The organism is Nostoc sp. DSM 114167 (genome assembly GCF_052692655.1).
In genome coordinates this window covers 2,924,510-2,937,859 of sequence record NZ_CP195116.1, presented here as the reverse complement: position 1 = coordinate 2,937,859, position 13,350 = coordinate 2,924,510, and the positions used below count along the sequence as shown (strand labels likewise).

Sequence of the window (13,350 nt, the reverse complement as noted above, 5' to 3'; positions counted from 1 at the left end):
AAATGAGCGCTCATGAAACATCTTGAAGGTAAAGTGGCTTTAGTAACAGGTGCTACGCGGGGAATTGGTAGGGGAATTGCCATTGGCCTTGGTGAAGCAGGTGCAACTGTATACGTTACGGGTCGCAGCCTGAACAACTCCTCTAGTGATGGGGTTTCAGGGAGTCTTAGTGAAACGAAATCAGCCATTGAGGAAGTCGGTGGTGTATGCATTCCCGTCCAAGTAGACCACAGCGACGATGAGCAGGTGCGTTTGCTTTTCGATCGCATTCAAGATGAGCAAAATGGCCAACTCGACCTATTGGTAAATAATGCTTACTCAGGAGTTCAGGCATTAAAAGACGCTCAGGGACAGCCCTTTTGGGATTCTGAACCAAGTCTTTGGGATGCTAGCAACAACGTTGGTCTTCGCAGCCACTATGTTGCGAGTGTTTTTGCAGCTCGGATGATGACTAAGCGTAACTCTGGACTAATTTGTACTATTTCTTCATGGGGTAGTATGTTTTATCTGTTTAATACAGTTTATGGTGTTGGCAAAGCAGCTTGCGATCGCCTAGCTGCTAATATGGCTGTTGAGTTAAAACCCCATAACGTCGCTTCTGTTTCAATTTGGCCGGGTATTGTTGGTACTGAGCTTTTTTCCAGTTTTGCTTCTGAGATGAATCAAACTAATGCTACTGACCCGAAAAACTCATTCTTGAGCGATCGCTACAACTGGGAAACTCCCTTATTTACTGGACGAGCGATCGCTGCACTTGCTAGTGAGCCAAATATAATCCGCCATACAGGACGCGTGCAGATTGTTGCCGAACTGGCTAAGAAATATAATCTTGTAGATGAAAATGGCGATCGGCCCGCATCCCTACGCTCTCTACGTTTTGTATTACCTGCTGCATTGCCTGTACTGAGAAAGTACTCATGGCTCATACCCGATATAAAAATGCCGTGGTCACTGCTGTTATTGAATGCCCTTGGTTCGCCTAAAATTTAATGGGTATTGGGCAATGCCCAATGCCCAATATCTAAACAAACTATCTTGGGATATATAAAACTTTGTATCCTGAATTAATAGGTCTTAATAGTTCTTTTAAAACTGGTGCAAGAAGATTTTCGGTTAATTGTTGATTTAGTTTTAGTTCTAGGTGTTGCAGCCTGTGGCGGACTATTAGCGGCACTTTTGCAACAACCCGTGCTGTTGGGGTATCTCATTGGTGGGATAGTCATTGGGCCAACGGGACTGGGATTGATTAAAGAACTGATTCAAGTCGAGACTCTGGCACAGTTCGGGGTCGCCTTTTTGTTATTCGCCTTGGGTGTAGAATTTTCCTTTGCGGAACTCAAGAAGGTAAAAGCGATCGCTCTTGGTGGAGGTGGACTCCAGATTGCTTTGACGATTTTGGTGACAGTTTTAGTATGCGGGTTAAGCGGAGCCTGGGGAGCCTTACCTGCGAAGGGGATGTTTTTGGGGTGTATTTTGTCCCTGTCTTCCACAGCCGTTGTCCTCAAGTGCTTGATGGAGCGCAACGAAACGGAAACGCCCCACGGGCAAGTGATGCTGGGGATTTTGGTAGTCCAGGATTTGGCACTAGGACTGATGTTAGCAGTCTTACCAGCCCTCAATCAACCAGCAGAAACTATTGGCATTGCTGTCCTCACAGCGCTAGGTTCGATTGCTTTATTTGCTGCTGGGGCTGTCGCTGCGGGGATTTGGCTGATACCGCCTTTGTTGCAACTGCTAGCCCGTACCGAAAGTAAAGAACTATTTTTATTAGGGGTTGTAGCCCTGTGTTTAGGCATTGCCCTGTTGACAGAGCATTTGGGACTGTCCATTGAAATGGGGGCATTTGTCGCGGGTTTGATGATTTCTGAGGTAGAGTACGCCGACCAAACCCTGACTTATGTCGAACCACTGCGAGATATCTTTGCCAGTTTATTTTTTGCTGCCATTGGGATGTTAATTGACCCAGTGTTTTTGTGGAACAACCTAGAATTGATTTTGGGGTTGGTGGCAATAGTTTTTGTCGGTAAATTTTTGATTATCACGCCCCTAGTAAAACTATTCCGCTACCCTTTGAAAACAGCCATCATCGCCGGTTTGGGATTGGCGCAAATTGGAGAATTTTCCTTTGTTCTCGCTAGTGAAGGGCAGTCTTTGGGGCTGGTGTCTCGACAAATATACTTATTAATTTTGGGAACCACCGCAGTCACTCTGATGCTGACTCCTTTTGTACTGCGGTTAGTGCCATTTTTATTTAACTTTGCCGAATCAATGCCTTGGTTAAAACCGTATTTAGAAGAAGATGAGGTGCAGGATGTGTCGGAAGACTTGCCTCTCAAAGACCATGTGGTAGTTTGTGGCTATGGGCGAGTCGGCAAGAATTTGGTGAAGTTGTTGCAGCAACACGACCTACCTGTGCTAGTAATCGACCAATCGGAGAGGAGAATTCAGCAGTTACGCGAGGCTGGGGTGTCTTATGTCTATGGTAATTGCGTCAGTTTACACGTTTTGGAAACTGCCGGGGTGAATCATGCCAAAGGAATGGCGATCGCACTCCCAGATCCCATAAGTACTCGTCTTTGCTTGAAACGCGCTTTAGAATTGCGCCCAGAATTAGATTTGGTTGTCCGTGCTAACCAGGATAGAAATATTGAGGTGCTGTATCAATTGGGAGCCAGGGAAGTTGTACAACCAGAGTTTGAAGCCAGTTTAGAAATGGCAACCTATTTATTAACTGGCTTAGGCTTGTTGTCGCCACCTGTAGTCCAACGAGAAATGCAGCAAATCCGCAACGATCATTATTTAGATTTGCGGCCAGAGCGCTCTGCAACTGAAGTTGCTCGTGATTTGCGCCAAGCCACCCGCGATTTAAATCAGCGTTGGTATCCTTTACCATCTGATTCGCCCTTAATTGGCATGAGCATAGAAGAGGCAGATATGCGCTATTTAACAGGAGCGAGTTTGATGGCAATTCGCCGCGCTAACGGCGAAGAAATTGATTATCCCAATAATCAAACCAAATTGGCAGAAGGCGATCGCTTGTTGGTGGTGGGAGCTAATGAAGAACTGGCAGCTTTGGCAGAATTCGCTAAGGGACAAGTGGCTGTTCCCGGAGAAAATAGTGCTTGTCAGTGGGTTACAGTCAATGCAGACGCGCCAACACAAGGTAAAACCCTTGCAGATTTAGATATCGCCAAGCAATATGGAGTCCAAGTACAGGCGATCCGGCGAGATGGTAAGTTTATCCGCTATCCTGATGGCGGTATGGATTTGCGAGTCGGCGACCAAGTATTGTTATGTGGTGGCTTGACAGGTTTGAGTCAACTACAACAGTTATTTGCGAGCGCTAGTTCAGTACCCCTGTCTATCCCAGTGGTAAAAGCTGGTGAAGCAGAAGCGCTCAAAGACTTTCTACCTGTCGATAGTGTAACTGATTGAACTTTAAGACTCCACAAGCTAAGTGGCTCAATATAGCGATCGCGCCTTTGGGATGGTAGTGACTTGGCTATTTGGGGTGCTTTTTCATATTCTTTTAGGATAATACCCAGATCCAAGATGTTATCTCTGATGCGGACATCATCATAGATTGAGTCATTTGCAGCTCAGTTTCGGTAACAGTCCATCCATAAGAGCTTAAGAGGATGTTTGAAAAGTGGTTGCAGGATAAAGTGACAAATCAAACATGGGGACGGCGATCTTTTGCTCTTGACTACTCTAAATTTTGATTCTCTTTTGCAAAAAAGTATCTAATGGGGTTATCTGCTTGATCTTTGTCAATCGCAGAAGTTTTTAGTCTATTGAATTTGATTACCTTGTTTGATAACTGAGTTTATCTAAGAATTGAGCTTTACTTTTTACAAATTTATTCTGTCTTTACAATACCTTTTCATCTCATATTTTCAGTTATCAGATACTTTGGCGATAATGATAATTACTGTACTGTATTTACAGTACTTTATCCAAAATTATTTGTGAGAAAGCTTTTTAAGGCTTAATGGCAAAAGTCAGATGAAGAGAAGCAATTGCGAAAGTTTCTTACGCGATAATGGTTATAAACTAAGAAAAACTACGTTTTTACATCGTTGTAGCTGTATCTTTTCATTTTTTAAATATTTCTGAAATTATACTTATAATGTTGTACACAAGTTTACGTATTATTACTAGAGCATCTGCTAATTTACTCTGTAAGCTTTTAGGACAGCCTAGTGTTAGTAATTTAGAAACTCAACTCTATGAGAAACAAGTTCAAATTCAGCAGCTAGAAAAGCAAGAAAGGGCGCTTTACCGAGTTATTAGCAAAATTCGAGCTTCTTTTGAATTAGAAACAATTTTTCGTACAGCTACTAAAGAAACTTGCAAGTTACTCCGAGTCGAACGGATTGCCGTTTATCGTTTCTATGAAAACTGGGGTGGAGAATTTGTTAGCGACTTTGAGTTTGCAGAAACTGGATGGGATGATGTAGATACATTAGGAAAAAATACAGTTTGGAATGACTCTTATCTACAAGAAAATCAAGGTGGACGGTATCGTAATAATGAAGCTTTAGTTGTTTCAGATGTTTACGCAGCAGGCTTATCTCAATGCCATATAGAAATTTTAGAACAGTTCCATATTCGAGCTTATGCAACTGCATCAATTTTTGTGGGAAAAAAACTGTGGGGAGTGCTTGCTGCTTATCAGCACTCACAGCCACATGAATGGAAACAATTAGAAATTCAGTTTTTGTCTCAGATTGCAACGCAGTTAGGATTTGCAGTTAAACAAGCAGAATTTTTAGCTCAAGCAGAACAAAAAGCAGTAGAACTGTATAAAGCAAATCAGCAGCAGGATATTCTGTTTAATTTAGTTGCTGAGATTCGTGAATCTCTGAATCTAGACACCTTGTTTAAGACTACTGTACGAGAAATTCGTAAGGCTTTACGGAGCGATCGCGTCAGTATCTTTCGATTTGATCCGGAATCGAACTATACCTCTGGTGAATTTGTCTCCGAGAATGTATTGCCTGACTACGATTCTACGATCGCGATCAAGGTAAAGGATAATTGTTTTGGTGAAAACTATGCAGTTGCTTATCACCAAGGGCGTATACAGGTAGTATCAGATATTTATCAAGCTGGACTAAAAGATTGCCACATTCAACTGTTAGAACAATTTCAAATCAAGGCACAAATTGTTGCACCTTTAATGAAAGGAAAAACTTTATGGGGATTACTATGCGTTCATCAGTGCCATTGTTCGCGCGAGTGGAAAAAATCGGAAATTCAATTTATTCACCAGTTAGCTGCTCAGTTTAATGTAGCTTTAGAACATTCTGAATTATTAGAGCAATTCCGCTCTCAAGCTAATCAACTTGCTCAAGCAAACAATGCTTTAGAACTAGCAAATTCTCAGCTAGAAAAACTTAGTAAGCTAGATGCTCTAACCCAAATCGCCAACCGTCATTGTTTCGATCAGTTTTTAGAGCAGGAATGGGATCGATTAAGACTAAGTGAAAATTATTTATCTTTAATTATATTTGATATTGACTATTTCAAGGATTATAACGATTCTTATGGACATCTAGCTGGGGATGAATGCTTAATACAAGTTGCTCGTGCTGCACAATCTGTATTAAAGCGTCCTACCGATCTACTAGCTCGTTATGGTGGTGAAGAATTTGTTGTAATTTTACCAAATACGAACGAATCAGGTGCGATTAAAATAACCAAGTTGATTCAAAAATCTATTCAAGAGTTAAAAATTCCCCATAAGAAGAAGAATAATTTTCAATATTTTGTGACTGTCAGTTTAGGTGTTGCAATTCAAATGCCAACAGATAAAAGTTCATCTCAAGATTTAATTAATGCCGCAGACAAAGCTTTATATAAAGCTAAAGAACAAGGACGCAATCAGTGGGTTTGTGCTGCAAAAACCTGAGTCTAGTGATGAAAAAATTAAAAATACACAACTTTAATTGTGGGCTTGTATCCCACAATTAATAAAGAATTGCTTCGAGATGCGAGGCGCAAGGCATCTTTATTCCAAGCCCACGGCTTAAGCCGTGGGCTTGAATTTTTAATTTGAGTGAAGCAAGTGATAAGGCAATTTCCGTTAATAAATCTACCGTCGCCGTTGGTTTCGACTTCTCTACGAGACGCTACGCGTAGCTTGCTTCCCCGGAGGGGTACGCTCAACCAACTAAGGGATCGAGAGTTGAGCAAAGCGATGCACTGAGCCTGTTGAAGTGTCGAAACTCGTCAACCTGGGTAGATTCTTTGTGAGAAATCACTTAAAGCGATGGGTTGTGATGTTTCTGCCTCGCTCCTAACTCACTTTCGGCTTGATGTAGGCGATCGCTTGTTTCCAAACGGTGGTTTGCTGACTGTTTTCATCAGCAATAGAGATACACTGTGGATCTTGCCATAAAACTTTTCCTGTGAGTACATCACCAGTCAGCAGCTTTAACTCTACTGGTGTTGTTTGTTTTATCAGGTTTTGGACTTGTCTAATACTGGGTAAAGTGGTGTCAAATTCAGTAAGCATTTTTAGTAAAGATGAACCTACAAGGCAAAATAAAGAGTAACTAATCCTTGATAATTCATCCTTGAAGAAATGGCAATCGAATTTACTAAGTATCATGGTCTAGGCAACGACTTTATTTTGATTGACAATCGCTCGTCATCTTTGCCTGTAGTGACTCCAGAGCAAGCGATCGAGTTGTGCGATCGCCATTTTGGTATCGGTGCTGATGGTGTAATTTTTGCCCTACCTGGAGAAAACGGCACTGACTACACCATGCGGATTTTTAATTCCGATGGTTCAGAACCAGAAATGTGTGGCAATGGCATTCGCTGTTTAGCTGGCTTTTTAGCAGATTTAGAAGGGGAATCCCGGAATCAAGATTCATATCGCATTCATACTTTGGGTGGTGTAATGACTCCCCAACTTTTATCTGATGGTCAAGTTAAAGTAGATATGGGTTTACCCAGGTTACTCGCTAGCGAAATTCCTACCACTCTTGCACCCGCCCAAGAAAAAGTTATTTCTGTGCCGTTAGAGGTGGCGGGGCAAACTTGGGAAGTCACCTGTGTAAATATGGGAAATCCGCACTGCATTACCTTTGTAGAAGATGTCGCAGCAATTGAACTAGAAACCATCGGCCCAAAATTTGAGCATCATCCAGTTTTCCCTCAACGCATAAATACCGAATTTATTCAAGTGGTACGCCGTGACTATTTGAAAATGCGGGTATGGGAACGGGGTGCTGGAATTACCTTAGCTTGTGGTACTGGTGCTTGTGCTTCTTTGGTAGCTGGTGTGCTAACTGGGAAATGCGATCGCACCGCCACTGTAGAATTACCAGGTGGCCCCTTGCAAATTGAATGGTCAGAAATCGACCAACGGGTTTACATGACAGGTCCGGCCCAAAAGGTATTCACTGGTAAACTGTAACCGACTTACTATTGGCATTACTCAAGTAGTAGTGCCATAGAAACAGCGATGTCTGTGGCGGGCTGTGCCATCGTTTCTGATCGCAATTCAATTAATGATTGCAACACGTCCTTGGGTAAAGACGCGATGAATCGCGTCTCTACAATACGGTCTATTTGTCGCATTATTTTTTTCAAATTGGTATTATTTTGGGGAACTGGCGGATGAATCTGTTTCTGTTGGAGATTGAATCTGGCTATTAATTTTAGATTGCACAGCTTCTTTATTAGAAATTGCTAAATATATACCCCCGACAATTAAAGCCAATCCTAACAAGTTAAAAATACTCAAGTTTTCCGAGAAAAGTATCCAAGCAAGAATCGCAACAATCACTGGATTGAGTAGTAAAAGTAAAGAAATAAATCCCGATGAGAAATTTTTGAGGCTGTATACAATTAGCCCATGACCCAAGGCTTCGCAAATAGCAGCTAGCGCAAATACTACTAACCATCCCGACAAAGTAACTGGGAAAACTTGTTTTTCCAAGATTAGTACTACTGGAATCATCAATGAAGTTGCGATCGCACAACGCCACAGAAGAATAGCGATCGTTGAAAACTTATTTCCGATCTGCTCGATAAGTAAAAAGTTTGCTGCATAAAATATCGATGAGATGAGAGCAACAGCATCACCTGTAATATTATTATTAGAACGCAATAAATCTTCAAATCCAACCGCGATCGCACCGATTATAGCTAAGATCAAACCGATGATAAATTTGCGCCCAAAAATTTGATTAAAAAATAGCCATCCTCCTAAAGTAGTAAATAGCGGATTGAGGCTACCCAAGGCATTAGCATTAGCTGCACCAGTCTGAGTTAGCGACCAAGTCCAAGATAATCGACCTAATACATGAACTAGACCCACTGCGATTAAAAGCGCTATCTCTTTGATTGGATAAGGCTGCTGTGGTAGTACAGGCTCATCATCTTTAATTTGAGTCCGTACTTGGTTAATTCCACTCCATAAGCCAAAGATAATAGTCGCTATCCATAAACGATTAAATAATGTAGCAATAGCGCTCATTTCTCTAACAGCAATTTTAATAAATATTGCTGTTGAAGATAAAGCGAATAATGCAATTATTACTATGATTATCGGCAGGATTTTTGAAGTTTTATCATTTTCTGGTGTTAGGCTTAATTGATTTTCTGCCATTTAGTTTATATTTATAATACGAACCGCCGAGTGCGCCAAGGGAGAAGTAGCAATTATTTAGGATTACTTAGGTAATAATGCCATAGAAGTCTTGCCGCAACTGCTCGCCACGGTCGCCAGTGCTGTGTCATGGCTTCTAGTTGTGCTGGTGTAGGACGCGTCGCCAAGTTTTTGAGTTTTTGGAAAGCGATCGCGATCGCTAAATCGCCTTTAGGAAAGACATCAGGACGTTGCAGCGCCATGAGCAAATAAATATCAACTGTCCAGTCTCCGATACCTTTGAGGCGCTTTAACTCAGTTCTGATCGTAGTTTCGTCCATTGTTTGGAGCTTGCTGAGGTCAAGCTGACCAGTTGCGATCGCCTGAGCCAACCCACGACAGTATAAAATCTTTTGCCGACTAAATCCAATCGCTTTTAATTGAGCATCATCCAATATCAGAAAATTTTCTGGCGTCAGAGTTACAACAACCCCACAGAGTCTTGTAAATACTGCCCTTGCAGCCGCTACAGAAACTTGCTGTTCCAGAATTATACACAACAGCGTTGCAAAACCCGCTTCTCTTGACCATATAGGTGGAGGTCCCAGTGTCTCTAAAATCCGAGCCAAATCGCTATCAAGTTTGGCAAGCACCATTAAACCACGGGTAAGACTTTCTTCAGTCAACGATTCTAGTTCAGGTATTTGAGTCATGTTTGTAAAATTTCGACTCTTGTGTAAGCAGTTTTTGTTTGCGCTCAATTCCCCAGTGATAACCACCAAGACTGCCATCACTCCGCAGCACCCGATGACATGGTACAATCACCGCGATCGGATTAGCTCCACAAGCATTACCCACCGCGCGGACTGCTTGGGGTTTGGCAATATCACAGGCGATATCAGTGTAAGTGCGGGTTTCGCCATAGGGAATTTTTTGTAATGCTTCCCAAACTTGTTTCTGAAATGCTGTCCCACGGACATCAAGTGGTAAATTAAGATGCGTTTCACCTCCCGCAATGAAGTCGAGGATTGCTTGTATCCATTCCTTGTGTGTGCGATCGTCAGGTATGATATGCGCTTGGTGAAATTCCTGGTTTAAGATATGTTCAAGCTTGTCTGCTTCATCACCTAGTTTAACGGCACAGATACCCTTCTCTGTTGTTGCCACAAGCAAATATCCTAGCGAACATGGAGCGATCGCATAAACAATGTTGATTGTATTTCCAGCTTGTTGGTAAATTTTTGGTGTCATTCCTAATTGTTTAGGTGCTTTCTCATACAGTTGGCTACTTGAACCATACCCCGTGTTGTAAGCTGCATCAGCAATTTCTTCTCCTGACTGAAGACGCTGCTTCAACCGTTGGCTACGCAGCGCATCTGCATATTGAAAAGGCGATACGCCAATTATCTGCTTGAATATTCTTTGTAGGTAACTAGGACTCATTTCTACCTGAGAGGATAATTCCGATAGGGTTGGTATGCGATCAACTTGTGCTTCAATATATCGACATACTGCTAAGATTTTGGCTGTATTTGGAACTATTTCAGATTGTGGCTGACAGCGCTTACAAGGTCGAAAACCTGCAATTTCAGCATCTTGTACCGACTGGAAAAAACAAACTTGATTCCGATTCGGTTTGCGACTAGGGCAAATAGGTCGGCAATAAATGCCTGTAGAGCGAACACCGTAGAAAAACTTACCTTCAAAAGCAAAGTCTCGATTGAGAACTGCTTCCCATAGTGTTTCTTCTAAAATTTGTGTCTGTTGTAATTGCATTCATCCCTCTCAAATCTATTGCAAGTACCCCACTTGGGATTGCCCATGATTAGTTTTTACCTTTAGGTAAAACTAGATTAAATGTATCGTTCAATTACTTTCTATCTGATTGTTGCGATCGAAGTTGATTATCTCAGGGTATTCTGTCAGCACTCCTAAAGTCATTCGCTCTTTGACAAATGGTTCACCCGATTGGGTGAATGCGATCGCAGCATCCAGAACTACGCTGAAAGTAGAGCCACTTTTTCTGCTGTTTGCGATCGTGCTGACAGCTAAAAACTTTTACAATGGCTATGATTACCTTGAATATTATGCCAATTGCTTATATATCAAAGGGTCTAAGAGTGGATGAAATTGTAAAATCACCGCAGAAACCAGATTTTCTACCAGAGAAGATCCCTCTATTGGAAACAATTGCTGCCAATCTACCGGGAATGATTTTCCAAATTCTGCAACGGCAGGATGGTTCTGTATTTATTCCTTATATTAGTTCTGGTTGTAAATATTTGTATGAATTAGAACCAGAGGCTATACAGCCAGACTTTCAAATGTTATGCAAACTGATTTATCCACAAGATATAAAAGCTTTTACAGAATCTATTGCTGTTTGTCGTACTACTCTTACACCTTGGCATTGGGAAAGTCGGATTATTACGCCTAGTGGCAAACTTAAATGGATTCAAGGTACTTTGCAACCAGAATTACAAGCAGCAGGTGATTTTCTTTGGCATGGTTTGGTTATGGATATTACAGACCGAAAACAAGCCCAAGAAAAATTGGTTGAGAGTGAGGCACGATATAAAGCAATTTTGGATGCTATCCCCGATTTGATGTTTCGCATCAGCCGCGATGGCGAGTATCTAGATTTGAAAAGTGACGGTGCAAATATCACTCTTTCGAGAGAAGAAATAGTTGGAAAAAATCTGCAAGAGTTATTGCCGAGTGATGTTGCAGCCATTAGCCAAGTAGCGATCGCTAAAACTTTAGATTCGGGAATTTTGCAAACTTGTGAATATCAACTACCAACATCTTTGGGAATCAGAGATTATGAGGCGCGGTTGGTAGTTAGTGGTACAGATGAGGTACTAGCAATTGTCCGAGACATCACAGATCGCAAACAAGGGGAAGTCGCCTTACAAAATCTTGCCCAAAAATTTGCTAAAGCTTTTAGTTGCAGCCCCGATTCAATTACCATTAGCACGCTGCAAGAAGGACGCTTTATCGAAGTTAACGACAGTTTTGTGAATCTTTCCGGTTATGGGCGAGATGAGGCAATTGGTAAAACTTCTTTTGAATTAAATCTTTGGGTAAACGATCGCGATCGCCTAAACTTAGTGCAAGAGTTGCAAAGCACCGGAGTTGCTCGTAACTTAGAAATTGATTTTCGGCAAAAATCTGGCGAGATAATTACAACGCTGCTGTCAGCCGAAGTCATTGATTTAAATGGTATTCCTGCCATTTTAGCAGTGCATCACGACATTACAGAACGCAAACAAGTAGAAGCACAATTACGCTTTTGTGCCCAACGCGATCGTTTGTTGGCAGAAACCCTAGTCAGAATTCGATCTTCGCTGAAATTAGAGGAAATTCTTCAAACCACCGTGACGGAAGTCAGGCAATTTCTACAAGCAGATCGAGTTTTCATTGGTTTAAATAATGCTAATTTAGGAGTCAAAACTCTTGCCGAATCAGTAAATCCTAAATATCCATCAGTCTCAGGTTGGTCTACTAATGATGAAGCTTATCTACAAGAATTAAGAAACTTATTAAAAGATAATCTTGTGCGTGTCGTTGAAGACGTAACGCAAATATCAGCATCTCCCAAAGTAAAAGCACACTGTCAAAAATTCCAAACGAAGGCTAGCTTGGCTGTACCAATTATGCTAGGTGACGAATTATTTGGGGCGTTAATTGCCAATCAATGCTCAGGGCCACGTCATTGGCAGCTAATAGAAATTGATTTGTTACAGCAAATGTCAGAACAGCTAGCGATCGCAATTCAACAAAGTCAGATATGCCAAAAGCTAGCAGAACTCAACACTAATTTAGAATACCAAGTCCAAGAACGGACAGCACAGTTGCAGCAGAAAATGCAAGAAGTTGAAAATTTGCATCGTGTCAAAGATGTAGTTTTGCACACAGTTGCCCACGATTTACGAACTTCCGTGATGGGTAACTTGATGGTGTTAAAGAATTTGTTAAATCAGGGAGTGGAGAGCAAGGAAGCAGGGAAGCAGGGAGCAGGGAGCAAGGGAGAATTTTCCCCTCTGCCCCCCGCACCCTGCCCCTCTGCCTCTTCTGCCCAATCTGCAATTCCAATATCTCGCTCAATCATCGAACGAATGATTCAGGGTAACGATCGCCAACTAACAATGATTAACTCATTGCTAGAAATTAATTCCTGTGAAAAACAGGGTATTGAAATCAAACTCGAACCTCTACAACTAAGCACCCTAGTGGGCGAATGTTTCTCCCAGTTGGAACCGATGCTGACACAAAATCAAGCGACTTTGAAGAACTTGGTTCGGGCAGACTTACCGTTAGTAATGGCAGATGGGACTCGATTGCAGAAAGTTTTGGTCAATTTGATCGCACATGGCTTGCAAAATAATCCGCCAGGATTAAATTTTACCCTGAGTGCCACCATTGAAGGGGGAATGATTCGCACTCAGATTCAAGATGACGGTGTGGGAATGAGTAAAGCAGAGTGCGATCGCCTCTTCGATCTGCATGTCCGCGATCCTCAAGATTGCTGCTCTACAAGCATTGGCTTAAAAATGTATCTTTGTCGGAAAGTTATTAAGGCGCATGGCGGCGAAATCGGGGTTATGAGTAACCGCAAGCGTGGGTTAACTTTCTGGTTTACACTACCTTTAGCAACTTCATCCGCAACAAATCGCCCATAAATCACCAAAAAATGAGAGGGTGTTATTTATGGCAATATTAAACCTCTTGCAAAGGTGCTTTTT

General features: G+C 41.9%; 11 protein-coding genes. 6 read left to right on the top strand and 5 right to left on the bottom strand.

Going from position 1 to position 13,350, the window contains the following annotated elements; translation table 11 throughout:
• Positions 1-12: 12 nt before the first annotated feature.
• The 3 genes from NSTC731_RS12560 to NSTC731_RS12550 all read left to right on the top strand — a co-directional run bounded on the left by NSTC731_RS12560 (position 13) and on the right by NSTC731_RS12550 (position 5,914).
• On the top strand, positions 13-990 hold the full coding sequence (locus NSTC731_RS12560; protein WP_445631093.1) for an SDR family NAD(P)-dependent oxidoreductase: 978 nt from the start codon (positions 13-15) through the stop codon (positions 988-990).
• Positions 991-1,095: 105 nt separating this feature from the next.
• Positions 1,096-3,435, top strand: coding sequence for a cation:proton antiporter domain-containing protein (locus tag NSTC731_RS12555; RefSeq protein WP_445631092.1), 2,340 nt, complete (start codon positions 1,096-1,098; stop codon positions 3,433-3,435).
• Between the two features lie 694 nt (positions 3,436-4,129).
• Positions 4,130-5,914, top strand: coding sequence for a diguanylate cyclase domain-containing protein (locus tag NSTC731_RS12550; protein WP_445631091.1), 1,785 nt, complete (start codon positions 4,130-4,132; stop codon positions 5,912-5,914).
• A 387-nt stretch (positions 5,915-6,301) separates the two neighbouring features.
• Here the strand turns inward: NSTC731_RS12550 and NSTC731_RS12545 are convergent, their stop codons facing one another.
• Positions 6,302-6,520 carry an Hfq-related RNA-binding protein gene (locus NSTC731_RS12545; RefSeq protein ID WP_445631090.1) on the bottom strand — a complete coding sequence of 73 codons (219 nt, stop codon included), beginning with the start codon at positions 6,518-6,520 and terminating at the stop codon, positions 6,302-6,304.
• Between the two features lie 69 nt (positions 6,521-6,589).
• On the opposite strand from NSTC731_RS12545, the gene dapF reads away from it, so the two are divergent.
• Positions 6,590-7,429, top strand: a complete 840-nt coding sequence (dapF, locus tag NSTC731_RS12540) for a diaminopimelate epimerase (protein WP_445631089.1) — start codon at positions 6,590-6,592, stop codon at positions 7,427-7,429.
• 17 nt (positions 7,430-7,446) lie between these two features.
• On the opposite strand, the gene NSTC731_RS12535 is transcribed toward dapF, so the two are convergent.
• The 4 genes from NSTC731_RS12535 to ada are packed head-to-tail and all read right to left on the bottom strand — an operon-like array spanning position 7,447 to position 10,381.
• Positions 7,447-7,593: a hypothetical protein gene (locus NSTC731_RS12535; RefSeq protein ID WP_445631088.1), complete on the bottom strand. Its 147-nt coding sequence runs from the start codon at positions 7,591-7,593 to the stop codon at positions 7,447-7,449.
• A gap of 19 nt (positions 7,594-7,612) precedes the next feature.
• Positions 7,613-8,626 carry a DMT family transporter gene (locus NSTC731_RS12530; RefSeq protein ID WP_445631087.1) on the bottom strand — a complete coding sequence of 338 codons (1,014 nt, stop codon included), beginning with the start codon at positions 8,624-8,626 and terminating at the stop codon, positions 7,613-7,615.
• 53 nt (positions 8,627-8,679) lie between these two features.
• The gene (locus NSTC731_RS12525; RefSeq protein ID WP_445631086.1) at positions 8,680-9,318 is read right to left on the bottom strand and encodes a DNA-3-methyladenine glycosylase family protein; all 639 of its coding nucleotides are present in this window, start codon (positions 9,316-9,318) and stop codon (positions 8,680-8,682) included.
• A complete protein-coding gene (gene ada / locus NSTC731_RS12520) occupies positions 9,302-10,381 on the bottom strand; it encodes a bifunctional DNA-binding transcriptional regulator/O6-methylguanine-DNA methyltransferase Ada (protein WP_445631085.1) in 1,080 nt (359 codons plus the stop codon). Before ada ends, NSTC731_RS12525 begins: the two co-directional genes overlap by 17 nt.
• Before the next feature lie 124 nt (positions 10,382-10,505).
• Here ada and NSTC731_RS12515 point away from each other — a divergent pair, with 124 nt between their 5' ends.
• Both NSTC731_RS12515 and NSTC731_RS12510 read left to right on the top strand, forming a co-directional pair.
• On the top strand, positions 10,506-10,733 hold the full coding sequence (locus NSTC731_RS12515; protein ID WP_445631084.1) for a hypothetical protein: 228 nt from the start codon (positions 10,506-10,508) through the stop codon (positions 10,731-10,733).
• Entirely contained in the window at positions 10,726-13,287 is a 2,562-nt protein-coding gene (locus tag NSTC731_RS12510; protein WP_445631083.1) for a PAS domain S-box protein, read from the top strand. Before NSTC731_RS12515 ends, NSTC731_RS12510 begins: the two co-directional genes overlap by 8 nt.
• The last annotated feature ends 63 nt before the right edge of the window (positions 13,288-13,350 follow it).